Annotated in this window: 23 protein-coding genes and 1 riboswitch; of the genes, 8 read left to right on the plus strand and 15 right to left on the minus strand. The window is 62.8% G+C overall.

Going from position 1 to position 25,274, the window contains the following annotated elements; genetic code table 11:
- The 3 genes from CKO11_RS07445 to CKO11_RS07455 all read right to left on the minus strand — a co-directional run.
- Positions 1-598: AbrB family transcriptional regulator (locus CKO11_RS07445; protein ID WP_223635578.1), on the minus strand; the 598-nt coding region annotated here is incomplete at its 3' end.
- Between the two features lie 9 nt (positions 599-607).
- Complete coding sequence (locus CKO11_RS07450) at positions 608-1,066, minus strand: hypothetical protein (RefSeq protein WP_223635581.1); 459 nt, start codon at positions 1,064-1,066, stop codon at positions 608-610.
- Positions 1,066-1,272 (minus strand): SlyX family protein, encoded by a 207-nt coding sequence (locus CKO11_RS07455; protein WP_223635584.1) that lies wholly within the window; start codon positions 1,270-1,272, stop codon positions 1,066-1,068. Before CKO11_RS07455 ends, CKO11_RS07450 begins: the two co-directional genes overlap by 1 nt.
- A 174-nt stretch (positions 1,273-1,446) precedes the next feature.
- Between CKO11_RS07455 and hisS the strand changes: the two genes are divergently transcribed.
- The 4 genes from hisS to CKO11_RS07475 all read left to right on the plus strand — a co-directional run bounded on the left by hisS (position 1,447) and on the right by CKO11_RS07475 (position 5,934).
- Positions 1,447-2,946, plus strand: a complete 1,500-nt coding sequence (gene hisS / locus CKO11_RS07460) for a histidine--tRNA ligase (protein ID WP_223635586.1) — start codon at positions 1,447-1,449, stop codon at positions 2,944-2,946.
- Positions 2,946-4,019 carry an ATP phosphoribosyltransferase regulatory subunit gene (locus CKO11_RS07465; RefSeq protein WP_223635589.1) on the plus strand — a complete coding sequence of 358 codons (1,074 nt, stop codon included), beginning with the start codon at positions 2,946-2,948 and terminating at the stop codon, positions 4,017-4,019. Before hisS ends, CKO11_RS07465 begins: the two co-directional genes overlap by 1 nt.
- The gene (hisG, locus tag CKO11_RS07470) at positions 4,016-4,723 is read left to right on the plus strand and encodes an ATP phosphoribosyltransferase (RefSeq protein WP_223635610.1); all 708 of its coding nucleotides are present in this window, start codon (positions 4,016-4,018) and stop codon (positions 4,721-4,723) included. The genes CKO11_RS07465 and hisG overlap by 4 nt, the downstream gene beginning before the upstream one ends.
- A 116-nt stretch (positions 4,724-4,839) precedes the next feature.
- The gene (locus CKO11_RS07475) at positions 4,840-5,934 is read left to right on the plus strand and encodes an alpha/beta hydrolase (protein ID WP_223635613.1); all 1,095 of its coding nucleotides are present in this window, start codon (positions 4,840-4,842) and stop codon (positions 5,932-5,934) included.
- On the opposite strand, the gene CKO11_RS07480 is transcribed toward CKO11_RS07475, so the two are convergent.
- The 9 genes from CKO11_RS07480 to CKO11_RS07520 all read right to left on the minus strand — a co-directional run bounded on the left by CKO11_RS07480 (position 5,931) and on the right by CKO11_RS07520 (position 17,874).
- Positions 5,931-6,869 carry a 2-hydroxyacid dehydrogenase gene (locus CKO11_RS07480; RefSeq protein ID WP_223635616.1) on the minus strand — a complete coding sequence of 313 codons (939 nt, stop codon included), beginning with the start codon at positions 6,867-6,869 and terminating at the stop codon, positions 5,931-5,933. The genes CKO11_RS07475 and CKO11_RS07480 overlap by 4 nt on opposite strands.
- Before the next feature lie 9 nt (positions 6,870-6,878).
- Positions 6,879-8,018, minus strand: coding sequence for a rod shape-determining protein RodA (rodA, locus tag CKO11_RS07485; RefSeq protein WP_223635620.1), 1,140 nt, complete (start codon positions 8,016-8,018; stop codon positions 6,879-6,881).
- 9 nt (positions 8,019-8,027) lie between these two features.
- On the minus strand, positions 8,028-9,962 hold the full coding sequence (gene mrdA, locus CKO11_RS07490; protein ID WP_223635623.1) for a penicillin-binding protein 2: 1,935 nt from the start codon (positions 9,960-9,962) through the stop codon (positions 8,028-8,030).
- Positions 9,963-9,974: 12 nt separating this feature from the next.
- Positions 9,975-10,514: a rod shape-determining protein MreD gene (locus tag CKO11_RS07495; RefSeq protein WP_223635626.1), complete on the minus strand. Its 540-nt coding sequence runs from the start codon at positions 10,512-10,514 to the stop codon at positions 9,975-9,977.
- Entirely contained in the window at positions 10,507-11,403 is an 897-nt protein-coding gene (mreC, locus tag CKO11_RS07500; RefSeq protein WP_223635629.1) for a rod shape-determining protein MreC, read from the minus strand. The genes CKO11_RS07495 and mreC overlap by 8 nt, the downstream gene beginning before the upstream one ends.
- A 42-nt stretch (positions 11,404-11,445) precedes the next feature.
- Entirely contained in the window at positions 11,446-12,480 is a 1,035-nt protein-coding gene (locus tag CKO11_RS07505; RefSeq protein WP_223635632.1) for a rod shape-determining protein, read from the minus strand.
- 286 nt (positions 12,481-12,766) lie between these two features.
- Positions 12,767-14,326, minus strand: coding sequence for a 2-isopropylmalate synthase (locus CKO11_RS07510; protein ID WP_223635636.1), 1,560 nt, complete (start codon positions 14,324-14,326; stop codon positions 12,767-12,769).
- Between the two features lie 268 nt (positions 14,327-14,594).
- The gene (locus tag CKO11_RS07515; protein WP_223635639.1) at positions 14,595-16,082 is read right to left on the minus strand and encodes a sensor histidine kinase; all 1,488 of its coding nucleotides are present in this window, start codon (positions 16,080-16,082) and stop codon (positions 14,595-14,597) included.
- 343 nt (positions 16,083-16,425) lie between these two features.
- The gene (locus CKO11_RS07520; RefSeq protein WP_223635642.1) at positions 16,426-17,874 is read right to left on the minus strand and encodes an MORN repeat-containing protein; all 1,449 of its coding nucleotides are present in this window, start codon (positions 17,872-17,874) and stop codon (positions 16,426-16,428) included.
- Positions 17,875-18,022: 148 nt separating this feature from the next.
- On the opposite strand from CKO11_RS07520, the gene CKO11_RS07525 reads away from it, so the two are divergent.
- Positions 18,023-19,681 (plus strand): NAD+ synthase, encoded by a 1,659-nt coding sequence (locus tag CKO11_RS07525; RefSeq protein ID WP_223635645.1) that lies wholly within the window; start codon positions 18,023-18,025, stop codon positions 19,679-19,681.
- 27 nt (positions 19,682-19,708) lie between these two features.
- Here CKO11_RS07525 and CKO11_RS07530 read toward each other — a convergent pair whose 3' ends face one another.
- Positions 19,709-20,656 (minus strand): 1-phosphofructokinase family hexose kinase, encoded by a 948-nt coding sequence (locus CKO11_RS07530; protein ID WP_223635648.1) that lies wholly within the window; start codon positions 20,654-20,656, stop codon positions 19,709-19,711.
- A gap of 156 nt (positions 20,657-20,812) precedes the next feature.
- Between CKO11_RS07530 and CKO11_RS07535 the strand changes: the two genes are divergently transcribed.
- Positions 20,813-21,022 carry a hypothetical protein gene (locus CKO11_RS07535; protein WP_223635651.1) on the plus strand — a complete coding sequence of 70 codons (210 nt, stop codon included), beginning with the start codon at positions 20,813-20,815 and terminating at the stop codon, positions 21,020-21,022.
- 13 nt (positions 21,023-21,035) lie between these two features.
- Positions 21,036-22,025: a DUF6976 family protein gene (locus tag CKO11_RS07540; protein WP_223635655.1), complete on the plus strand. Its 990-nt coding sequence runs from the start codon at positions 21,036-21,038 to the stop codon at positions 22,023-22,025.
- A gap of 146 nt (positions 22,026-22,171) precedes the next feature.
- Here the strand turns inward: CKO11_RS07540 and CKO11_RS07545 are convergent, their stop codons facing one another.
- Positions 22,172-23,095, minus strand: coding sequence for an MBL fold metallo-hydrolase (locus CKO11_RS07545; RefSeq protein ID WP_223635658.1), 924 nt, complete (start codon positions 23,093-23,095; stop codon positions 22,172-22,174).
- Between the two features lie 70 nt (positions 23,096-23,165).
- The gene (locus CKO11_RS07550; protein ID WP_223635661.1) at positions 23,166-23,570 is read right to left on the minus strand and encodes a metallopeptidase family protein; all 405 of its coding nucleotides are present in this window, start codon (positions 23,568-23,570) and stop codon (positions 23,166-23,168) included.
- 99 nt (positions 23,571-23,669) lie between these two features.
- Between CKO11_RS07550 and gltX the strand changes: the two genes are divergently transcribed.
- Positions 23,670-24,998, plus strand: a complete 1,329-nt coding sequence (gltX, locus tag CKO11_RS07555; RefSeq protein WP_223635664.1) for a glutamate--tRNA ligase — start codon at positions 23,670-23,672, stop codon at positions 24,996-24,998.
- A 160-nt stretch (positions 24,999-25,158) separates the two neighbouring features.
- Positions 25,159-25,249, plus strand: a riboswitch (glycine riboswitch).
- The last annotated feature ends 25 nt before the right edge of the window (positions 25,250-25,274 follow it).

Below are 25,274 nucleotides of genomic sequence, written 5' to 3' on the forward strand. Positions count from 1 at the left end.
TACCGCAGTCACTGGACATGCCGTCGGCTCGGCTGGCCCCGCCCGCCGAGCCGACGGCATGTCCAGTGACTGCGGTAAAGAACAAGGGAACGGCAATCAGCGTGGTGATCAGGCGCAGAAATTGCAGCATCGTCAGCATGCGCGCATCGCCGCCCATTTCCTCGCCCATCTGCACCGTTTCGATCAGCCCGCCGGGGGCGGCCCCGAAAAAGGCGGTCACCGGGTCCAGCGTTCCGGTTCGGCGCAAGGCACGAAAGCTAAGGTAATGCGCCAGCGGAATAAACAGGCACAAGGCGGCAAGCGAGGGCAGCCAATCCACCGCGCCGCGCAAAATCTCGGGCGTGAACGAGGCACCAATGGCCACGCCGATCACCGGAATGAAAAATAGCCGCAAGTGCACCGGAAATTGCACCGTGCGCCGCAGCGGTTTCAGCCCGATCAATGCCGCCGTCCCCACCGCCAGAAGCGAGCCCACCAGCATCGGCAGGGGCAGATGCACGGCCTTGGCGGCAAAACCCCCGGCGGTGCCAAAAGCCAGCGTCAGCGCGACGCTGGGCCAATGCAGGGGGGCAGAATGTGTCTCGATCAGGCGGCGCATCGCCGCCTTCTAGCGTGGCGCGTCAGCTTGCCGCAAGGGGGGCGCATCCAGCGCCTCGGCGCGCGCGGCCAAGCGCAAGGCAATCAGCGCCACAAGCCCCAGCACGGCATCGGCCCACCGCGCCAGCCCCAGCAAACGCAGCGCCCCATTGGGCGCGACAGTGTCCAAAAGCATCTGGTGCAAAAGTGCCATCTCAGCCATGAGCGTGAAGGGCAGTGCCAGTGCCGCGGCCAGGCTAAGCACCAACAGCACGCGCACCAAGCCGCTGCGCGCACGCCAAAACAGCGCCACAAGGATCGGCAGGCCCGGAAAGATTTGCGCAAACCACAGCGGCGCGGCCTGCCAGATCAGGATCCGTTCGACCAAGGCTTCCAGCCGCATTCCCGCGGGCCAGACAAGCGTGGCAAGGCCAAACAAAGCCTGCAAAAGCGCGATGCCGCCCGCGCTTGCCCACAGGATGCGGCGCATCACCAATGCGGCGGCTTTTGATCGGCCAGCGGAAACTGCCCGCCTGCGGTGAATTCGCGTTCCGCCTCGCGCTCCATCAACAGGCCCGTCAGCCGCGTCAGCCGGTCCAATTCGCGGCCTTGCCGTGCCACCACCTCGCTCAATTCATCCAGCATCTTGGCCTGATGGGCGAGCATCTCTTCCAAAGCTGTCGTATCTTGCGCCATGTTGGGGCCTCCTTGCTCTCTGTCATAGCGTGCTGCACGCCGATATGCCACGCCCGAACCCAGGGGCGAACCGCGCGACGAGACAATGCGCAAACCCGCGGCGATTACGGCGCCGCTTGCCCGTCTGGCCTTTACCCGCTAGACCCTCGCGCAGGAAATCAACGGGTGAAGACCATGGCCAAGGACAAGAAACCTCGCCGCCCCCGCGCCGAGACCCCGAAAGGGTTCCGCGATTATTTCGGTGCGGAGGTGACCGAGCGGGCACAGATGCTGTCGACGATCGCCGAGGTCTATCGCGCGCATGGGTTCGAGGCGCTCGAAACTTCGGCGGTGGAAACGGTCGAGGCGTTGGGCAAGTTCCTGCCCGATGTGGATCGCCCGAACGAGGGGGTCTTTGCCTGGCAAGATGAGGGCGGCGACTGGCTGGCGCTGCGCTATGACATGACCGCCCCCTTGGCCCGTGTCGCGGCGCAGTTCCGCAATGATCTGCCTTCGCCCTATCGGCGCTATACGATGGGCCCGGTTTGGCGCAACGAAAAGCCCGGTCCGGGGCGGTTTCGGCAGTTTTACCAATGCGATGCAGATACGGTTGGCGCGTCGTCCGTGGCCGCGGATGCCGAGATTTGCGGCATGTTGGCGGACGCATTGGAAGCCGTGGGGATTGAGCGCGGCGATTACATCGTGCGGGTCAACAATCGCAAGGTGTTGAACGGCGTGATGGAAGTGGCGGGCGTTTTGGACCCGACCGACCCCGAGAGATTTGCCGCGGAACGCGGCATCGTTTTGCGCGCGATCGATAAGTTCGACAAATTCGGCGAAGAAGGCGTGCGCGCGCTGATGGGCGCGGGGCGGATGGATGCCTCGGGCGATTTCACCAAGGGCGCGGGGCTGAGCGAGGCGCAAGCCGATGTGGTGATGGGCTTCATGAACGCCAAACGCGACACGGGCGCGGAAACTGCGGCGCGGTTGCGCGAATTGGTGGCAGGCTCTGATCTGGGTGCGCAGGGCGTGGATGAGCTGGAATATATTGCGCAAATCCTTGAGGCCCAAGGCTATGGCCCGGACCGGATCGTAATCGATCCATCTGTCGTGCGTGGCTTGGGGTATTACACCGGGCCGGTGTTCGAAGCCGAACTGACCTTTGAAATTTTGGATGAAAAGGGCCGCAAGCGCTCCTTTGGTTCGGTCGCGGGTGGCGGGCGCTATGATGACCTTGTCAAACGCTTCACCGGGCAAGAAGTGCCGGCCACGGGCGTGTCGATCGGGGTGGACCGGCTTTTGGCCGCGCTGCGCGCCAAGGGCCGGATTGGCGGCGAGGCGGCGGGCCCGGTTGTGGTGACGGTGATGGACCGAGACCGGATGGGCGATTACCTTGCCATGGCCTCGGAGCTGCGCCGCGCGGGCATCCGGGCCGAGGTCTATTTGGGCAACCCGAAAAACTTCGGCAACCAGCTTAAATATGCCGACAAACGGCAGAGCCCGGTCGCGGTGATCCAAGGCGGCGACGAGGCGGAACGCGGCGTGGTGCAGATCAAGGATCTGGTCTTGGGCGCGAAAATCGCCGCTTCCGCTTCGGTTGAAGAATGGAAATCCCAACCGGCACAATTCGAGGTGTCGCGGGCTGAAATGGTTGCAAAAGTGCAAGAAATTCTTGCCCGCAACGGGGGCAATTGATGGCCGGAAAAGCGCAATCGCGGGCTGTGGCGCGGCAAATTCTGGCCGCGTTTGAGGCGGCCGGCGCCGTCGAGGTTATGCCGGATATCTTGCAGCCCGCCGAGGCGCTTTTGGACCTTTATGGCGAGGATATTCGCGCCCGCGCCTATGTCACGGCCGATCCGTTGCAGGGTGAAATGATGTTGCGCCCCGATTTCACCGTGCCGGTGGTGCAGGCGCATATGGCCGAAGGCGCAGAACCCGCGCGCTACGCCTATATGGGCGAAGTGTTCCGGCGCCAAGATCATCGCGGCACCGCGCGCGTGGCCGAATATTTCCAAGCGGGCTACGAGGTCTTTGACCGTACCGACCCGGATGCCGCCGATGCCGAGGTCTTTGCGCTTTTTGCCACCGTTTTAAAGCCGCTCGATCTGGTGGCGACGATCGGGGACATTGGCCTTTTGCGCGCGGCGGTCGAGGGGCTTGATACCCTGCCCGCGCGCAAAGCCGCGCTGGCCCGCCATATTTGGCGGCCCAAGCGGTTCCATCAGCTTTTGCAACGCTATGCGGGGCTAAGCGCAGTGCCCGAAAGCCGGGCCGCGCTTTTGTCTGGGGCGGTGCAAAGCGATGCACCGTGGATCGGCCTGCGCGCGCCCGCGGAAATGGCCGCACGGATCGAAACGCTGAAAGCCGATGCGGAATGCGCGCCGATTGGTGCAGACGATGTGGCCCGGCTTGATGCGCTGTTTGCGCTGCGCTGCACCGCAGATCGCGCCCCGGCGATGCTGGCCGATCTGGGCATTGCGGCACTGGCCCCGGCCATCGCGCGGCTCGAAAAACGCCTCTCGGCGCTTGATGCTAAAGGCATCGACCTGACTGCGCTCGCCTTTGAGGCAAGCCACGGTCGCGCAACGATGGAATATTACGACGGTTTCGTCTTTAGCTTTGAGGCCGCCGATCCGGCGCTGCCTCCCGTTGCCTCGGGCGGGCGCTATGATGCGCTGACCCGCGTGTTGGGCGGCGGGCGCGAAATTCCGGCGGTGGGCGGGGTCATCCGCCCCGGCCTCGTCGCCGATCTGGGGGGCCTGTCATGAGCGCGATCAAGCTGGGCGTGCCCTCCAAGGGGCGGCTGATGGAGCAATGCTTTGGCTGGTTTGCCGACCGTGGGCTGACGCTGCGCCGCACCGGATCTGAACGCGAATATGCGGGCGCGGTCGAAGGGGCGGAACAGGTCGAACTGGTGCTTTTGTCCGCGGGCGAAATTCCGCGCGAATTGGCGGCCGGGCGCATCCATTTGGGCGTCACCGGGTCGGACCTTGTGCGCGAGAAATTGGCCGATTGGGAAACGCAGGTTGCGGCTTTGGCCCCGATGGGCTTTGGCCATGCCGATTTGATCATTGCCGTGCCCGCCTGTTGGGCGGATGTCGACACGCTTGAAGATTTGGATGCCGCGGCCCATGCATTTCGTGCCACCCATGGCCATCGGTTGCGGATCGCCACGAAATATCATCGGCTTCTGCGCGAATTCCTGACGCGCGAAGGCGTGGCGGATTGGCAATCGGTCGATAGCCAAGGCGCGACCGAGGGCACGGTGAAAAACCTGACCGCCGAGGCGGTGGCCGATATCACCTCTTCGGGCGAGACCCTGCGGGCGAACCATTTGAAAATTCTGTCCGACGGTTTGATCCACCAATCCCAAGCCACGCTTTTTGCCGCGCGCGGCGCAGATTGGGTCGGGCTGGAGACGCCCTTTGCCAAGCTTTGCGCGCAATTGGGCGTGCAGACGCCGCAGCTTTAATCTGGGTTACAGCCTTTACCTAGGGTTGTGCGTCAGGTGTGGCGCGCAACTTCTGCTTGACCCGCTGCACTTGGGCCGCATTTCATGGGGAACCCCTAGCGAAAGAGGCCCGCGCCATGTCCCAGATTGCCAGCATTCTGCGCACGACCCTTGCCGCCTATAAAGAGGCCACGCTATGCCGCCTGTTCGGGCGCTGGCGGCCCAAGCCCCCCGCTGCACCACATTATGACTATATCTCTGAAACCTTCACGGTTGAGCGGTTCGGGCAATGCCAGCAGGGCAGCTATATCGAGGTATACCGCCCCGACACGCCGTGGCGCGATGCGCAGGGGCGGCAGCGGGCGGTGATCTTTTTGCATGGCTTCGTTCTGGGCGCGTCGCAGATTTACCGCGCGCATCTGGAGCATTTGGTGAAACAGGGCACGACCGTTTTCTTTCCGAATTTCCAGACCGGCTTTTGCGCCTTTCCCGATAGCGGGCTGATGACCTTGGCCGAGCTTTTGGATGAGGTGATTGGCGAGGGCCGCCCGTCACAGGAAAAATGGTTGCACAATGCGCTGCAAAGCGTGTCCGGGGCCTATGCGCAATGCGGTTTCGGCCCCGGCGCGGCGGTGGATACCTATGTTTACGGGCATTCGCTGGGCGGACTTTTTGCGCTCAGTTGGCCTTGGTATGTGCAGGCGGGGGGCTATCCGGCGGAATTGATCCCGCGCCAGGTGGTGACCGCCGATCCGATCCCCAGCGGCACCACCACGGAACGGGCGCAGGCGCCGATGCAACTGGGCGCGGCACTGGCCCGCACGCAAAGCGATGTCGATTTGCAGGTGACGGGTGCGGCGCTGACGATGCCGGTGGCCATATTGCATGGGGCGTCAGATTGGATCGTGCCGAAAGAGCATTGGCAGGCCCCCTTTGGCTGGATCGCCACGCCGCATAAGAAAATGTATCTATCGCAAACCGATACACATGGCTGTCCGGGGCTTTACGCCAACCATGAGCAGGCGACCGATGACACAAGCTTTTTCCGGCCGTGGCTGGCGACGCTGTTGCTGGATGGTGTGGGCAGCGTCGATACGCTGGATTACAGCTACCTTTGGGCGGGGCTTGATCAGGTGGTGGCGCAAGGCGTGCGCGCCGATCTTTTGACCTTTGAGATGGGGCAGTGGTCCGACGGGCAGGCGGTCGCGCCGATCCAGACCTATCTGCCCTAATAGCCGCGGCTGCGATCCACCAGATGCAGCGGCGGCTCGCCCGCTTCGAACCGGCGGATATTTTCGGCAATCACCCTTGCGGCGGAGGCCGGGCGGGTTTCGGCTGCGATATGGGGCGTGACGGTGACCTGTGGGTGTGCCCAATAGGGATGCGCGGGGGGCAGGGGTTCCACCCGGAACACATCCAGCGTGGCATGGGCGATCTGGCCGCTGTCCAGCGCGGCCAAAAGCGCGTCATCATCGATCAGCGTGCCGCGCCCAGGGTTGAGAATTGCCGCGCCCTTGGGCAGCAGTGCCAGCGTTTCGGCATTGAGCAAATTCGTTGTCTCGGGTGTATCGGGCAGCACGGTGACAAGGATTTCTGCCTTGCTGAGCGCGTCGCGCAACCCCGTTGCGCCGGAGAGGCAGGTGACACCGGGCAGGGTCTTTTGCGTGCGGCTCCAGCCGGTGACGTTAAACCCTAGCCCGGCCAATGTTGTGGCGCAGGCCCCGCCCAAGGCGCCGATCCCCAAGATCACCACGGATCGGTCGCGCGCAAGGGGCGGCACATGGCCGGTTTGCCGCCAGACGCCATCTTGGTGGGTCAGGAAAAAGTCGATGTCGAGATGCGCACGCAGCACATGGCCGGTGACCCATTCAACCATGCCGCGTTCCAGCCCCTCGTCCACCATGCGGCACAGCGGTTGGGTCAGCGTCGGGTTGCCCACCACCCGTTCCACCCCGGCCCACAGGTTCAGCACCGCCTTGGTGCGGGTATAGGCGGCAAAATCCTGCACCGGGCCGCGCGGGGAATAGATGATGTAATCGATGCTGGCCGGATCAGCGGGCGGCAAGACGAGCTTTGCCGCGATCCCGGCCTGTTCAAGCGCCGCGTTTAGCGCCGGCTCATAGGCGGGCCAATTTTCGATCCGGTCGGCGAACAGAAGTTTCAGCATGGCGGGCCTTTATCTGGGGCGGTGGACATGGGCGCTTTGCACAAGGCCAAAGGCGGCCAGCAAAATCATCATCGCCGTGCCGCCATAGCTGACAAGCGGCAGCGGCACGCCGACGACCGGCATCAGCCCCATCACCATCCCCATATTGATGGCAAAGAAGAAAAAGAACGTCCCCGCCACGCCCAGTGACACCAGCGAGGCGAACCGGTCCTTGGTGGCCAGCGCGGTATAAGTGGCGAAGGCAATAATGCCGACATACAGCACCAAAAGCCCAAAGGCCCCGATGAAGCCGAATTCCTCGGCCAAGGTGGTGAAGATGAAATCGGTGTGCTTTTCGGGCAGGAAGTTCAGATGGCTTTGCGTGCCCTGCATGAAGCCACGCCCCGACCAGCCGCCTGAGCCAAGCGCGATTTGCGCCTGCATGATGTTATAGCCCGCCCCCAGCGGGTCGGCAGAGGGGTCAAGGAAGGTGTCGATGCGTTTGAATTGGTAATCGTGCAGCAATTGCCATGAAGTGCCCCGGCTTTTGAGCACCGCAAAGACCAAGCCCACCACCAGCGCGATCACCGTGCCGAAATACCAAAAACTGACCCCGGCGGCGAACATCACAAAGCCGCCGCCCAAAACCAGCATCACCGCCGTGCCAAGGTCGGGCTGGGCCAGAACCAAGAAGGTGGGCAGCAAGATCAGCCCCACCGGGATCGCCACCCAAAGCGGATGCGAGACCCGCTCGACCGGAAGCCAGTCGTAATAGGCTGCCAGCAGCATCACGATCGCGATCTTCATCAATTCCGAGGGCTGAATGCGGATTGGCCCGATTTCCAGCCAGCGCTGTGCGCCCATGCCGATGGCGCCGAAATATTCCACCGCCACCAACAGCACGAGCGCAAAGGCATAGGCCAGTCCCGAGATATTGCGCCAAAACCAGATCGGCGTCAGCCCGACCAGCAGCATCGCCGCCATGCCCACGCCAAAGCGTTTCATCTGCGGTTCGGCCCAAGTCTCCAGATTGCCGCCTGCAACAGAATAAAGCATCAAGAACCCGGCGCAGGCCACCGCCGTCAGCAAGATGATCAGCGGCCAGTTCAGAAACAGCACCTTCGTCGGCCCCGAGGGCACGGTTTTAAGGTTGCTTTCAAGATAGGACATCGCGGTACCTCAGGCCCGGCTGCGCGCGGGCGGCGCGATCATGGCGGGGTCGATCAGATCCAGCGCCTCAAGCCGACGGCGCGCCTGATCGCGCTGGCTCGAGGGATAGGCGGCCAGTGGCGGCAGACCGCCCGCCAAGGCAAACAGCATGATATCGCGCGCAATCGGCGCGGCGGTGGACGAGCCGCCCCCGCCATGTTCGACAATCAGCGAAACCGCATATTTCGGATTTTCGACCGGCGCGTAGCAGACGAACAGCGCATGGTCGCGTTGCTCCCACGGCACGGCATTGTTGTTCACCACGGCCGAGCGCACCTGCGATGTGCCCGTCTTGCCTGCCATCTGCCATTCGGCGCCGACGATCTTGGACCGCCCCGCCGTGCCATGCGCCCCGTTGACCACCGCCCACATGCCTTTTTGAGCCAGTGCCAGATGCGCCGGGTCAAGGTCCAGATCGGGGGCTTCGGCCACCGGCACCTCGACCCCGTCACGCGCGCGCACCAGCCGGGGCACGATCGCCCGACCCGAGGCGATCCGCGCGGTCATCACCGCAAGCTGCACCGGCGAGGCCAGCACATAGCCTTGCCCGATCGAGGCGTTGATCGTGTCGCCAATCAGCCAATCCTTCCCGTAGCGCGAGAATTTCCAGTCTTTTGTCGGGGCATTGCCTTCGGCCACCGCCGACATCGGCAGATCATGACGCACACCGATGCCAAGCTTGCGCGCCATGGCCGAGATCGCCTCAATCCCGACTTTTTGCGAAATCTCATAGTAGAACACGTCGCAGCTTTGTTCGAGACTTTGCCACGCATTCAGCCGCCCATGGCCCGCGCGTTTCCAGCAATTGAACCGCCGCCCGCCATATTCGACATAGCCCGGGCAGCGCACGGTTTCCTCGGGCGTGATGACCCCGGCATCAAGCGCGGCAAGCAACGTCACCATCTTGAAGGTCGATCCCGGCGGGTAAAGGCCCTGCACCGTCTTGTCGGCCAAGGGGCGGTGGTCATCTTCCATCAGCGCCCTGTAATCAGCCGTGGAAATCCCGCGCACAAAGAGGTTGGGGTCAAAGGACGGGGCCGAGGAAATCGCCAGCACATCGCCATTCGTGATATCCATCACCACGGCGGCGGCGCTTTCTTCGCCCAGCCGGGCCAGCGCAAAATTTTGCAACCTTGTGTCGAGGGTCAGTTGCAGCGCGGTCCCCGGCTCGCCCTCGCGGCGGCCCAATTCGCGCATTTCCCGCCCGCCTGAATTGACCTCGACCCGGCGTTGCCCCGCGGTGCCGCGCAGATCGTCTTCGAGCTTGGCCTCCACCCCGGATTTACCCAATTGGAAGCGCGGAATGCGCAGCAGCGGATCGGGGTTTTCCAGTTTCGACAGGTCGTAATCCGAGACCGGCCCGACATAGCCCACCACATGGGCGAAATCGGGCCCATGGGGGTAGAAGCGCGACAGCCCCACCTCGGGCGTGACCCCGGCCAGGGCGGGGGCATTCACCGCAACGCGGGAAAATTCCTCCCAGCTCAACCGGTCGGCCAAAGTGATCGGCGCATTGGGGGGGCGGCGGCGCAACTCGTCCAAAAGCTCTTCGGCTTCTTCATCCGTGATTGGGATCAACCGGCGCAGATCGGCCAGTTCGCGTTCCACGTCTTCGGCGTCTTCGCGCGTCATGGTCACGCGGTAATTTTGTTCATTGCCAGCCAAAAGCACGCCATTGCGGTCATAGATCAGCCCGCGCGCCGGGGGGATCAGCCGGATCTTGACCGAGTTGCCCTCGGCCAGCATCCGGTATTCATCGGCCTGTTCCAATTGCATATGCCGCATCCGCAGGCCCAAAGTGGCGACCACGGCGGCTTGGGCAGCGCCCAGCATCAGCCCGCGCCGGGTGATTGTGGTGCGGCTGGCCTGTGCGCTGGCGGTGTTGCGGCGGCGAAGTCCCTTCATCTTGCCCCCCCCTCAGATCGGTCGGCCGAAATCATCCACCTCGCCGGTGGCGGGACGGCGCAGCCCAAAGGCCAGCGCCGACAACGCCACAACGAAGGGATAGGCGACAAGCGTCATCAGCATGCGCAGCAATTCGCGCCCCAGCGGCGGTTGATCGACCATGAGAAGGCCAAGGATAAACCGATCCAGCACCTGCATGGCAACCATGACGCCGCCCACCAGCAACATTTCCAGCGCGAATGGCAAATCGCGCGAGCCTTCTTCGCGCGCGCGCAGAAACTCGGTGCCCAACAGCACGATCAGCGGCCAAAGCCCGATCGGGCGCCACAGCATCAGATCTTCCAGCAGAAAAACGGCGACGATCAGCACCGCAGGCAGGTAATCGGGGCGCCGCATCACCCAGGCGATGGTCAGCGCCAGCGTCAGATCGGGCCCCGGAATCCCGGTCGAGACCGGGTTGATCGGCAAAAGCCGCAAAAACAGCAACAGCAGCACAAGGCCAAGGTAAAGCGCCATATGCCCCAGTCGGCGGGAGGTCAGCGGATCAATCATCGCGGTCCTCCGCCCGGAACTCGGTCTGCGGCGGGCGCGGCGGGGCGACCAGCGGCCCGACATCGGTGATCTGTTCGACCGGGTGGGAACGCAGCACACGCAGGAAATCCAGCCGCTCGTAATCCGCCGCCAGCATCACCCGCAACCGCCGATCCTGCCCCTGCACGACTTGGCCCACCAAAAGCCCCGCCGGGAACACGCCGCCATCGCCCGAACTCACCACCCGGTCGCCCGGCCGCACAAGATCGGCGTTTTCGAGAAAATCGAGCGGCGGCAGCATCGAATTGTCACCCGTCAGCATCGCGCGCTGCCCCGAGGGCTGGATCGTCACCGGCACGCGCGAGGCGGTATCGGTCAGCAGCACCACCCGGCTGGTGGATTTGCCCACCCCCGAAATGCGGCCCACAAGACCCAGCCCGTCCATGGTTGCCCAGCCATCGACAACGCCATCGCGCGCGCCAACATTCAGCAGCACCGATTGCCGGAACGGCGAGCCGCTATCGGCCAGCACGACCCCCGAAACCGAGGTCAGCTTGGGGTCAAGCCGCACCTGGTTTTGCGCCAAAAGCTTGGCGTTTTGCTGCTCAAGCTGCACGGCGGCCTCTTTCCAGGCCTTCATCTGCTGCAATTCGCGGCGCAGTTCTTGGTTTTGTTCGTAGATCCGGGCGTAGCTTTGAAAACCTTCGACCATGCCCAGCGCCTTGGTCACCGGCACCATGGCCCAATCGAAGGTCGGCACGAAGCGATCGATAAAGGCGGCGCGCAGCCGTTCCACCCGCACGCTGTCGATCCGCCACGCCAAGAATGTGACGGCCAGCAAAAGCGCCAGCACCGCAATCAGGATGCGGCGCAACGGTCCGGCATAATCTTCGTCACGGTCTTTCGCCACGAAACCCTCCGCTCACGGCTCGGCAACTGGCGCGGGCGCGCTTTAGCTGTCGTAGTCGATCACATGGCGCAGTTGCTTTTCATATTCCAGCGCCTTGCCGGTGCCCAAAGCAACACAATTCAGCGATTGATCGGCGATCGAGATCGACAGGCCGGTCTGTTCGCGCAAGGACAGATCCAGCTCGCCCAGAAGCGCGCCGCCACCCGTTAGCATCACGCCCCGGTCGACGATGTCGGCGGCCAGATCGGGCGGGGTGGTTTCCAGCGCCTGCATCACCGCATCGCAGATTTGTTGCACCGGCTCGGCCAGCGCTTCAGCCACTTGTGCGCCGGTGATCTCGATTTCCTTCGGCACACCGTTGAGCAGGTCGCGCCCGCGCACCAACAGGCTGGCGCCCCGGCCATCGTCGGGCATGCGCGCGGTGCCGATGGTGGTTTTGATCCGCTCGGCGGTGGATTCGCCGATCAGCAGGTTCATGTTGCGGCGCAGGTAGGAGATGATCGCCTCATCCATGCGGTCGCCGCCGACGCGCACCGAGCGTGCGTAAACAATATCGCCAAGGCTCAGAACCGCCACCTCGGTGGTGCCGCCGCCAATATCGACGACCATATTGCCCGTGGGGTCGGTGATCGGCATCCCCGCACCGATGGCCGCGGCGATGGGTTCGGCCACAAGGCCCGCGCGGCGCGCGCCCGCCGACAAAACCGATTGTCGGATCGCGCGCTTTTCCACCGGTGTCGCACCATGGGGCACACAGACAAGGATTTTCGGTTTCGAGAATGTGGTGTGCTTGTGCACCTTGCGGATGAAATGCTTGATCATCTCTTCCGCGCTGTCGAAGTCAGCGATGACACCATCGCGCATTGGGCGGATCGCTTCGATGGATCCGGGTGTCCGGCCCAGCATCAGCTTGGCATCTTCCCCCACGGCCAAGACCTGCTTCTTGCCGTCTTTCACGTGATAGGCGACCACCGAGGGCTCATTGAGGACGATGCCCTTGCCCTTGATATAGACAAGCGTGTTCGCCGTGCCGAGGTCGATTGCCATATCGGAAGAGAAAATGCCGCCAAGGCCCATGAATCCGTTCCCATAGTGATTGGTCCGCGACTCGCCCCCCGAGCCCGGTGTTGCGTCCGTATAGGCAAAGCGGTGCTTTGGGGGAAGAAGATTCCCGAAAACCGGGGTCGGGGCGGGCGGCAATCCGCAAACCGGATGTCTTTATTCAACGCATTAATGGCGCTAAATCCGTAAAATCGCGCTGTGACTTTCAGTTTTGCAACATCTCACGAATTCGTGCGCGAAATCGACCTTAGTCATGAAAAAGGCGCCCCGTCTGGGGCGCCCTTGTCTGTTCTCAGCCAGATCAGAGCTTGTAGCTGACCGATTTCACATCGGCATCGGGCGCGGTTTTCTGGCTGCGCACCCGCAGGCGGTTCAGCGCGCCGACGTAGGCCTTGACCGAGGCGAGGATCGTATCGGTGTCGGCGGCGGAGCCGGTGACGATGCGCCCTTCGTCCTCCAGACGCACGGAAACGGTGGCTTGCGCATCGGTGCCTTCGGTTACCGCATGGACCTGATAGAGTTTGAGATGGGCCTTGGTCGGGTAAATCGTCTTGACCGCCTTGAAACAGGCATCCACCGGGCCATCGCCCGCGCAGCTGGCGGATTTCTCTTCGCCATCGACCAAAAGCTTCAGATCGGCTTCTTGCCCGTCGGAGCCGCAAACCACGCGCAGCGATTTCACCTGAAGGTAATCGCTGTCGGTATTCGCGGCGCTGTCGGTCATCAGCGCGATCAGGTCATCGTCATAGATTTCCTTCTTGCGGTCGGCGAGCGCCTTGAACCGCACGAACACATCGTTGAGCTGGTTATCGGCCAGCTCAAACCCGAGGTCTTGCAGTTTGGAGCGCAGCGCCGCGCGCCCCGAATGCTTGCCCATCGCGATATTGGTCTCGGTGATGCCAATATCGGCGGGTTTCATGATCTCGAAGGTTTCGACGTTTTTCAAAACGCCATCTTGGTGGATGCCGCTTTCATGCAAGAAGGCGTTCTTGCCGACGATGGCCTTGTTGAATTGCACCGGGAAGCCCGAAACCTGCGCGACGCGGCGCGACAGATGCATGATCTTGGTCGTGTCGATGCTGGTCTGATAAGGCATCAGATCCTTGCGGACCTTGATCGCCATCACCACCTCTTCCAGCGCGGTGTTGCCCGCGCGCTCGCCCAGACCGTTGATCGTGCATTCGATCTGGCGCGCCCCCGCCGAGACGGCGGCCAAAGCGTTGGCCGTGGCCATGCCAAGGTCGTTGTGGCAATGGGTGGCGAAAATGATCTCATCCGCGCCGGGCACCTTTTCCATCAGCATGGCGATGATATCGGCGCTTTCAGACGGCAGCGTATAGCCCACCGTATCGGGAATGTTGATCGTGGTGGCGCCAGCCTTGATCGCGCATTCCACGACGCGGCACAGATAGTCGCGTTCGGTACGGATCGCATCCATCGCCGACCATTGCACATTGTCACACAGGTTGCGCGCATGGGCGACGGTGTCTTGGATGCGGGTCAGCATGTCTTCTTGATCGAGGTTGGTGATCCCCCGATGCAGCGGAGAGGTGCCGATGAAGGTGTGAATACGCGGTTGGGCGGCGTGTTTCACCGCCTCCCAGCAGCGGTCGATGTCTTTGTAATTGGCGCGCGAAAGCCCGGCGATCACCGAGTTTTTGGAGGCTTTGGCGATGGCGGAGACCGCCTCGAAATCGCCTTCCGAGGCAATCGGGAAACCGGCCTCGATGATATCCACGCCCATTTCGTCGAGCAGCATCGCGATTTCGAGCTTCTCGTCATGTGTCATGGTGGCACCGGGCGATTGTTCGCCGTCGCGCAAAGTGGTGTCGAAAATCAGAACGCGGGATTTGTCGGTCATGGTCTGGGTCTCGGTCTGTCGGATTTGCTGTGTCTTAGCCTTGCTTGGTCCCGAATGCCAGCGTCTCGCCTGTTATTCGGGGGTGGGCGCTGGCACTCTCTGAGCGGTCGCGCCCAAGGGCACGCTCAGAGCAGGCTCAGAAGAAGCAGACCGGACACGGGAAAAAGGGGCGTAACCGCCCCGGTCGTGCAAGCCAAGCTGATCGGCATCCGTGTCATGGCGCAACTATGCCGGGGGTGGGGGCAAATGAAAACCCCCAAAAACCGGCTCAGGCGGAATAGCGCAGCCCCGGAAACAGGTCTTGCGGGCGCCGCTCGACGGGCTCGGGCTCGACCGTGGCGCCAGCCGAGGCCGCAGGGGCGGTCTTGGTGGCCGGGCGCGCACCGGGCAGAGAGATTGAGGGCACCGAGGCCGAGGGCGGCACATTGGCGTTCATCTCGGCAGCGGTATCGTCAAGTGCCCCATTGGCTGCGGCAATCGGCAGCAGCAAATGCATCGAGGTGCCTTCGTCAGACGAATTGATCGACAAGGTGCCACCCGATTGGCGCACGAACCCCTCGACCATGCTGAGCCCCAGACCGGAGCCTTGCCCCACCCCTTTGGTGGTGAAAAACGGTTCGGTCACGCGGCGCAAAATTTCGGGCGGGATGCCAGTGCCGGTATCGGCTACCGTAACCTCGGCATAATCGCCTGCCGCCAGCACCGTGCCATCGGCTTGCGGATCTTCGGTAAACAGATGCACCGGGCGCGCCGTCACCGTCAGCGCGCCGCCTTCGGGCATCGCATCGCGGGCGTTCACCACAAGGTTGACCAGCGCGGTGATGAACTGGCTTTCATCCAGCGCCACCCAAAGCGGATCACGCGGCGCTTCAAAGGTTTGGGTGATGCGCGCGGGCAAAAGCCGCCGGGTCAGCAGTTCAAGCTGTTCCAGCAATGCCCCCACGTCGCGCCGCGCCACCTGCATAGGCGAGCGGCGGGCATAGGCCAAAAGCTGTTGCACAAGATCGGCGGCTCGCGCTGCCGCCATGCGCGCCTCGGTTACCGCGGCTTGCCGCTCGGCCTCGGTTTCGAGGCCCTCGTAAAGGTCAAGGTTGCCGATCACCGCGGTCAGGATATTGTTGAAATCATGGGCGACGCCGCCTGCCAACTGGCCGATGGCTTCCATCTTTTGCGCCTGCACAGAGCGTTGTGCGGCGCGTTCCGCCTCAACCCGGATGCGCCGGTTGGTGAACATCGTCACCGCAAAATAGACCCAAAGCCCGCCCCCGGTCACGGCCACGCCGATCTGCGCGCTCAGCGAGTCGATCTTGAGCAGAGTTTCATATAGAATCCAGGCGATGGCCGCACCGATGACACCGATTTCGCCCAACAGGATTGTCAGCACCCGGTCGGCCCGGTGGATCAAGAAGACCAAGATCGCGCCGATCCCCGCCGCCCCGCCGATCCGCAGCGCCGGATCTTCTTGCACGATCATCCAGGCTGGCAGCCAGATGAACCCCGCCACAAGTGCCCAGAAGGTGGCGCCGCTGATGATCACTTCACGCCGCGAACAGCTGTCGCCACGGGTGCGCATGTAACCGAAATGTATCAGGTGCAGGACCAGAAGCCCCGCCATCCAATAGAGTGACATTGGAGAGCCGGTGTAGAGTGTGAGCGAGACGCCGCCGAGAATGATCAACCCGAACCGGAACGCCGCATCGATCTTGCGCCCGTATTCCAGATCTAATAGCCGATCGACTTCCTTGCGGTAGTCCATGGCGATCTCTTCTTCGTGCTGCCTACTCAATTTACCACCGAACCTAATCCCGTGGGGTGAGCGACAGAGCCAAGCGACCGATTCCGTTAACCGATTCCTTTGGCGTCTATCGTTACCTACCTCACCCCTTACTCTACTGCTAGTTCCTTAACACTTGGTCACCCACAACCGGGAGTTGGCCTTTGCGGTAAGTTTCCGTGGCCAGCCCATGGCAAAAATGCGGCGAAGCGCCTTATTTTGTAGGGCGCGCGAAAACCGGGTCAAGGCGAGTTCTTAGAAACGTCCAAAACTGCCGTCAGCCGCCACCGCGGCGGGGTGCCGCAGCGCGGTGGCGCGAAATTAATCACTTGTCGTCAGGGGGTTCTGTCACGGTAGTGTCATCTGGGCCGGGCGGCAGCGGCTTGGCGGGTTCGGCGAGCTGGTCTTCTTCCCAGATGCCCCCCTCGACCACGCCCGAGGCATAGCGCATCACGCCCTTGCCCTGACGGCGGCCCCGCACAAACATGCCTTCATAGACATCGCCATTGGCATAGGTCGCCTTGCCCGGCCCGTCGATTTCGCCGTTGACCCATGCGCCCTCGTAGGTGAAGCCATCGGGCATCACCAATTTGCCATAGCCTTCGCGCTGGCCGGCCACAAACTCGCCGGTATAGATGGTGCCATCGGGGTGGATCGCCGTGCCTTCGCCTTGGCGCTGACCATCGGCCCAGTCCCCTTCATAGGTGTAGCCGTCGGGATAGGTCATCTTGCCTTGGCCATGTTGGCGCGCGGCCAGAAAATCGCCCTCATAGACCAGCCCATTGGCGTAGCGCGCCAGCCCGCGCCCTTCGATCACGCCGCCAACCCAGTCCCCTTCATAGGTGGCGCCGTCGGGATAGGCGATCCGGCCTTTGCCTTCGGGCATATCGTTCTTGAACGCGCCCTCGTAGATAGAGCCGTCGGGAAATTCGGCCCGCCCCATGCCTTCGATCCGGCCCTCGACCCATTCGCCGGTGTACACATAGCCATCGGCCCCGCGAAACGTGCCCTGCCCATTGGGTTTATCGAGCGCGAAATTGCCGGTGTAGCTGTCGCCATTGGCATAGGCGACCTTGCCCGCGCCCGAGCGTTGCCCCGCCAACATGCCGCCTTCATAGCGGTCGCCATTGGGTTGGATCAGGACGCCTTGCCCCTCCATCCGGCCCGCGACCCAGTCGCCTTCATAAATCACGCCATTGGCGAGCGTCAGTTTGCCCCTGCCATGGCGCTGGCCGGCGGCCATCTCGCCCACATATTCGGCGCCGTCGGGGTAGGTGATCTGCCCGGTGCCGGACTTCACCCCCTGCACCCAACTGCCTTCATAGCGATAGCCATCCGGCCCGGTCAGCACGCCTTGCCCATCATGAAGCGCGTTGACGAACTGGCCGGTATAGGTGGTGCCATTGGCGTAATGCGCAACGCCCGTGCCGGTGATCGCGCCCGCGACCCAATCGCCTTCATAGGTGCCACCATCGGCAAAAGTGATCTTGCCTTGGCCATCGGGTTTGCCGCGCGCAAACTGGCCTTCGTAGATCGACCCATCGGGAAAGCGGGCCCGGCCTTGACCGGCAATCTCGCCCATGCGCCATTCGCCCTCGTATTCATAGCCCGAGGGGAGGCGGTATTTCCCGAATCCGTCCTGCTTGCCATCGCGGAACGTGCCCTCGTAGATGCCGCCATCATCATATTGCTTGGTGATGACCTCTTGTGCATGGGCTGGCGCCACGGCCAGCGCCATGGCCAGTGCCAGCCCGAAACGACCTGCCTGTTTCATGGTGGTTCCCTGACTCGATTGCTTGGCGTGAAGCCTAGTGCGCGGGCGGATCGGAAACAAGCGCGCCTAGGCGGGGGTGATCGGGCTGGCAAGGCTTTCCTCTGCCGCGCGGGGCGGCTACATGAAGACAAACCAACCCGGGATGCCCATGACCGACCGCTTCCGCCTGACCCTTGCCCAGATGAACGCCACCGTGGGGGCGCTGGCCGCCAATGCCGAGAATGCCTTTGCCGCTTGGGAGGCAGGCCGCGCGGCGGGGGCCGATCTGGTGATGCTGCCAGAGATGTTCCTCACGGGCTATCAAACGCAGGATCTGGTGCTGAAACCCGCCTTTTTGCACGATGCGATGGCGGCAATGGCGGCGTTGGCCACACGCATTACCGACGGGCCTGCGCTGGGTATCGGCGGGCCGTGGTGTGACGCGACCGGCAGTTATAACGCCTATTGGCTGCTGAAAGACGGCAAGGTCTTTGCCCGCGCGCTGAAGCATCATTTGCCGCATGACGACGTCTTTGACGAAATGCGCCTGTTTGATTCGGGGCCCTTGGGGGCGCCGGTTGATCTGGGGGCGGTGCGGCTGGGTCTGCCGGTTTGCGAAGATGCGTGGCATGGCGATGTTGCCGCTGCGCTGGCCAAGGCCGGTGCGGAGATGCTTTTGGTGCCCAATGGCTCCCCCTATCGTCGTCGTAAGCTTGACCTGCGGCTGGATGTGACGCGCGCGCGGGTCGCGGAAACCGGCTTGCCGCTCGTCTATCTGAACATGGTGGGCGGGCAGGACGATCAGCTTTTCGATGGCGCCAGCTTCGTTTTGGACCGCGCAGGGCAGGTGGTGGCGCAACTGCCCGCCTTTGAAGAGGCGCTGGCGCATATCGATTTTGAAAAAGGCGCGCTGGGCTGGACCCCATGCCCCGGCCCGATCACCGCGCAGCCCGACGATCTGGAACAAGATTACCGCGCCATGGTGCTTGGCCTGACAGATTATCTTGGCAAATCGGGGTTCAAAAAGGCGGTGCTCGGCCTGTCGGGCGGGGTCGATTCCGCGCTGGTGGCGGCGATTGCGGCCGATGCGCTGGGGCCTGAAAACGTGCATTGCGTGATGCTGCCCTCGCGCTACACCTCTCAAGCCTCGCTGGACGACGCCGCCGCCGCCGCGACGGGGTTGGGTTGCAAGCTTGATACGGTGTCCATCGAAGACAGTCGCCACGCGGTCGAAGGGGCGCTGGCCCATGTGCTGGCGGGCACCACGCCCGATGTGACCGAGGAAAACATCCAATCACGCCTGCGCGGCGTGATGTTGATGGCGATTTCGAACAAATTTGGCGGCATGCTGCTGACGACCGGCAATAAATCCGAGGTCGCGGTGGGCTATTGCACGATTTATGGCGATATGGCGGGGGGCTACAACCCGATCAAAGACCTGTATAAAACGCGCGTCTTTGAAACCTGCCGCTGGCGAAATGCCAATCATCGGCCTTGGATGAAAGGGCCCGCGGGCGTGGCGGTGCCGGTCTCGATCATTGACAAGCCCCCCTCGGCGGAATTGCGCGACAACCAAAAGGATGAAGATAGCCTGCCGCCCTATCCGGTGCTGGATGACATCCTTGAACGGCTGGTCGAAGGCGATCAATCGGTCGCGGATATTGTGGCTGCGGGCCATGACCGTGACACGGTCAAACGGATCGAGCATCTGCTTTACATCTCGGAATGGAAGCGCTTCCAATCCGCGCCGGGGCCGCGACTGACCACGCGCGCCTTTTGGCTGGATCGGCGCTATCCGATGGTCAACCGCTGGCGCGATACCCGCTAGGGCAGGGGGGCGTGCCCCCCGCCAATGTTAGATGCGTTCGAGCGTCGAAGCCCGCAAAAGACGTTTCACATCGCGTTCGGTGCACAGATCGGTGGCGGGGGTCATCACCGCAGCAGCTGCGGCGGCAGCGCCCCAGCGCAACGCATCCGGCAGGCTTTTTCCGCGCCCAAGGCTGAGCGTGAAGGCCGCCACGAAACTGTCGCCTGCGCCGACCTTGGAGATCACCTTTTCAGGCACCGCTTGCGCGACCCAACGTTCTGTCCCGGTGGCCAGCACATTGCCATCGGCCCCGCGCGCCACCACGACGGCCCGCGCGATCCCCTTGTGCACCAGTTCTTGCGCGAAATCGGCGCTATCGGCGCGGGCGGGCAGGGCACGGCCTGCCAATTCCTCGGCCTCTAGATCGTCCATCCGCAGCACATCGACGGGTTTCGCCTGCGCTTCCAAAAGCCGGTGCAGCGCCTTGCCAGAGGTGTCTAAAAAGAACCGCGCCTCGGTGCGTGCGATCCGGGTGGCCAGACGCGCGGGAAAATCATCGGGCACGCCGGGCGGTTGGCTACCCGACAGCACCACGATGCCGTTTTCCGGTGCGGCCTTGCCGATCCGGTCCAGCACTTTGGTCACATCGCGCGTGCTCCATTTCGGCCCCGGCATCACGAAGCGGTATTGCTCGCCGGTTTCTGCATCGGTCACCGTCAGGCTTTGGCGCGTCTCGCCGGGGGCCGGGAACGGGGCCAGACCGATGCCCTGTTCGGCCAAAAGATGCATGACCTTGTCGCCCGTGGGCCCGCCCAGCGCGACGAAGGCGGTCGAATGCCCACCCAACGCAGAAATCGCCCGGCTGACATTGAGCCCGCCGCCGCCCGGATCGGTATCGGGGCGCGAACAGCGCAGCTTACGCTCCGGCGCGACCTGATCGGCAAAGATCGACAGATCGACGGTGGGATTGAGGGTGACAGTCAATATTGCAGTCATGCAGAGCCTTCCCGGGCCACGGCCCACTGGGGTTCTATGGCGCTAACATACAGTTTCACCGCGGTTGGGGAAGGCCGGAAACCTGCTTGGCGACGAGAAACCGGAATTTAATAAATTGCCGCTTTATTCTTGGACGAATTCTAAGGAGGAGTGCCTATGATTCCCGATTTGAACGACCCGCGCTGGAAGCGGGTCTTGACCAGTGACTCCGACCTTTCCTCGGCGTCGCTGGCCACGCGTATTCTGATTTCGCGGCTGCGGCGCGAAGTGTCAGAAGCGCCCGCCACTCTTTCGGCCAAAATGGGCGAGTTGCGGGATTTTGTCGCCAAGAACAGCTTCGCCATGGGCGATCTGGCGAAATTCTGACCGGAGAACACGCATGAAAAATGAAATGCTGACCGTCACCGAGGCTTCGGCCCGGATCGAGGCGGGCGATGTGATGGTGATCGCGGGCGATGAAACACTGCTGGCCCAACTGCCCAAAGGCGCTTGGATCGGCGGCACGACCGTCTATTTCGTCACCGAAACCGGCGGCGCTGTGGTGCGCGACAAGCTGTTTTGCACCACCTTTGCCAAAGCGACCGGCGCCACGCCGCGCCATGTGGATGTGGCGGGTCTGCCGACGATTGCCGAAGGCTACAAGACCGGCGGCGTGACAATGATCATGATCCCGGCCTTCTCGGTGGCGCATTCGCAATTTGCCGTGGATGGCCAGACGTATCCGGGGCTGTTCGACCAGCCACTCGCGGGCTGGATCACCGGTGTGCATCTTGATGACATCGGCAAGAAAGCCCCCAAGGTGTTCGACGGCGCCACCGGTGTCGCGCATGATGAAGGGGCGGCCTTGTTGCACATCGCGCTGCCCGAAGGCGTGCAGATCGATCTCGATATCCTCAACATCTTTGCCCAAGGCGATGATGAGAAGCTGCGCTTTGTCTTTGAAGAGGGCGGCTTCTCGGCCAAGACCGCGACGGTCAATGGCGCGCAGGTGAAACTGGCCGATTACATCACCGACAACAAGATCGACACCCGTCTGCCGCTGGTGGCGAACTACGCCGGGGCGCTGGTCAATGTCTCGATCCAATCGGTCGATACCGAAACTGGCGAGGTGAAATTCTACGCCCCGGTCGTGGCCGGTGTCGAATATCGCATGGCGAATGCGCTGGGGTCCTATGCGCAGGCCTTTGCCCAAGGCGCGAGCGATGGTGGCGCGGATCAATATTCGTGCAACTGCATCCTGAACTACCTTTATGGCGAGCTTGAAGGCCAACGCACCGGTGGCTTTACCGGCCCGGTCACCTTTGGCGAGATCGCCTATATCTTGCTCAACCAGACGCTGGTGCGCATGGATATCAACGACGCCGCGTGATGGCGCAGCGCGGCGCAGGCCGCGCAAAGCCGCAAAAGATACGGGGTGCATCGAAACGGCGCCCCGACCGAGGTCTCTCTCCGGGGACGCGCCCGCCCCGGCGCACAGGTTGCGGCCTGTGTGCCGGGGTTTGGCGTTTTTACAGATTAGAGATCGAATTGATAAGTTGCGGGCACGAAGCGGAACCCGTCGCCCTTTGGCTCCAAAAAGCCCACGCCCGGAAACGGCATGTGATAGCCGATGAAAGGCAGCCGTTCGGCGGCGATCATCCCAAAAAGCGCGCGGCGCGTGGCGGCGGCCTGCGCCTTGTCCATATCGTATTTCACGTCCCAATCGGGACGTTCGAGCGACCAGACATAATGGTTCGCGGTGTCGGCGGTTAGGATCAGGCTTTCCCCGGCGCTGTCGATGCGAAACGCCATATGGCCGGGCGTGTGCCCGGGCGCGAGGATCGCGGTCATCCCGTCAGCGGGGCTGTCGCCATCGTTGAGAAAGGTCGTCTGATCGGCCAGCGGGCGCACTTTGGCGTCAAAGCCCGCATTGCCCGCGCCGGCCCAGAAATCATATTCCACCTTGCCGGTGGCATAGCGCGCATTGGGGAAGGTGGGCGTGGCGCCATCACTGAGCCCGCCGATATGATCGCCATGCATATGGGTCAGCACCACCAAAGTCACCGCCTCGGGCGCAACGCCCGCAGCGGTCAGGGCTGTCGTGATCCCCTCGGGCGACAGCCCGGTATCAAACAGCACCACTTCGGACCCGGTTTCGACCAGTGTCGGCGTGAACCCGTTAAGCGAGGCATCGGCGGGTATAAACGCCGCAGCCGACAGCGCGGCAAAGTCCTCGGGCGTGGCATTGAGCCCAAAGATCGTTTGCGGATCGGCCATGGGCCGGGTGCCTGCCAAAAGCGTTGTCAGGGTGAAATCGCCCAGTTTCAGCCGCCGATAGGGCGCACGATCGGGGGGCGTTTCAGCGGGCGCGGTTTGTGCCGTGGCGGGGGCAAGAAATGCGGGCGTGGCCAGCCCGGTGGCGGCGGCCATCAGCGTGGCGCGGCGGGTAAGTTTCGTCATCGGGGCCTCCTGTCTGGGCGCCACCAGATAGGCGAGGTCGGTCCCCGGTCCAGACGATCTCGCGCAGCCGTTATTCCCACCACCGGTCGATGCTGGCGATATCGCCATCCGACCAGCCGAAATGATGCGCCATCTCATGCACGAAAACATGCGCCACCAAAGCATCCAGCGCCACATCTGCACGCGCGATCCATTCATCCAAGATCGCGCGGCGAAACAGCCAGATCACATCCGGCCCGGTCGGGTCCGAGATCGATTTCTCGGTCATCGGCACGCCTTCATAAAGCCCGGTCAGCTCATAGGGGTCTTCGATCTCAAGCTCGTCCAACAGCGCGTCGGGCGCTATATCCTCGACCCGCAGCACCACCTGCGCGGCTGCCGCACGGAACGCCTCGGGCAGCGCGGCGCGCGCGGCTTCGGCCATCGCTTCGATCTCTTCTAGGCTTGGGGCTTCGCAATCTTCCCAACGGCGCATATGAATGGCTCCTTGCTGGACGCGGCCCGATACCGCCCCCTGCCTGATATGGACAAAACGGCCCGCCTGTGAAAGAGGAACAGGCAACAGGAGACCGCCATGACCGTTGTGACCCGCTTTGCCCCCTCGCCGACCGGCTATATCCATGTCGGCAACCTGCGCACCGCGCTGATGAACTATCTTGTTGCCCGCAAAAACGGCGGCACTTTCATCTTGCGCATCGATGATACAGACCAAGAACGCTCGAAGCAGGAATATGTCGATGCGCTCAAGGCCGATCTGGAATGGCTGGGCCTGACCTGGGACCGCGAAGAGCGGCAATCTTTGCGGCTTGACCGGTATGAAGCAGCAGCGGACAAATTGCGCGCGGATGGCAAGCTTTACGAATGCTTTGAAAGCCCGACCGAGCTGGACCTGAAGCGTAAAAAGCTTTTGAACATGCATCGCCCGCCGGTTTACGACCGCGCGGCGCTGAAGCTGACCGACGAGGAAAAGGCCAAGCTGCGCGCCGAGGGCCGCGAAGGCTATTGGCGTTTCATGCTTGATCTGACCCGGATCGAATGGACCGATGGCATCATCGGCGACATTTCGATTGATGCGGCCTCGGTCTCTGACCCGGTGCTGATCAAGGCGGGCGGGCAGGTGCTTTATACCTTTGCCTCTTCGGTCGATGACATGGAAATGGGCGTGACCCATATCGTGCGCGGCGGCGACCACGTCACCAACACCGCGACGCAAATCCAGATCATCGAGGCGATGGGCGGCACGCCCCCGGCCTTCGCCCACCACAGCCTGCTGACCGGGGCCAAGGGCGAGGAATTGTCCAAACGCCTTGGAACGCTGTCGATCCGCGATTTGCGGGAAAACGGCATCGCGCCCGAGGCGCTGCTCAGCCTGATGGCGCGGCTTGGCTCAAGCCAGCCGGTGGAGCTGAAGCTGAGCCTTGATGAAATTGCCGAAGGGTTCGACCTGTCGCAATTCGGATCGGCGCCGACCAAATTCGACCCGGATGACCTGATCCCGCTGACCCGTGCGCGCAATCACCAACTGCCCTATGCGGCGGTGGCCGAGGACATTCGCGCGCTGGGCGTGCCCGATGCAATGGCAGAACAATTCTGGGCTGTGGCATCGCAAAACATCGACAAGCTGTCGGACCTCAAGCATTGGGCGGACCTGGTGCTGGAGGGGGCAGAGCCGGTGATCGACCCTGAAGACGCCGAGTTTGTCGCCGCCGCGATGGCGCTTTTGCCCGAGCCGCCCTTTACCGCGACGACATGGAGCGAATGGACCGCGAAGGTGAAGGCGGAAACCGGGCGGAAGGGCAAAGGGCTGTTCATGCCGCTGCGCAAGGCGCTGACCGGGCAGGGGCATGGCCCCGAAATGGCCGATCTGATGCCGCTTTTGCAAAAAGTGCGCGCCAAGGGCTAAGCCTTTTATCTTTTCCAGACATCTATGCGAATCAGGGCCGACGGCGTCGGCCCTGTTCTTTTTTGTGCAATTGCGACCCGATTTTCGTCGTTTTTATCTGCAAAGCGTCGGATTTGATTTTCTTTCTTGCCATGGTTGCGATGCCTCGGCTATGCGGGGGGTGTCAGGAACGGGAGACGCTGGCCGTAAGGTCAGGGCCGAAGGAGCAACCGCCCCGGTAAACTCTCAGGCAAAAGGACCGCTCTGACAAAAACTCTGGAGAGAGGCGCGCCTTGG

The sequence above is a fragment of the Rhodobacter sp. TJ_12 genome (assembly GCF_020023995.1).
GTDB lineage: Bacteria > Pseudomonadota > Alphaproteobacteria > Rhodobacterales > Rhodobacteraceae > Rhodobacter.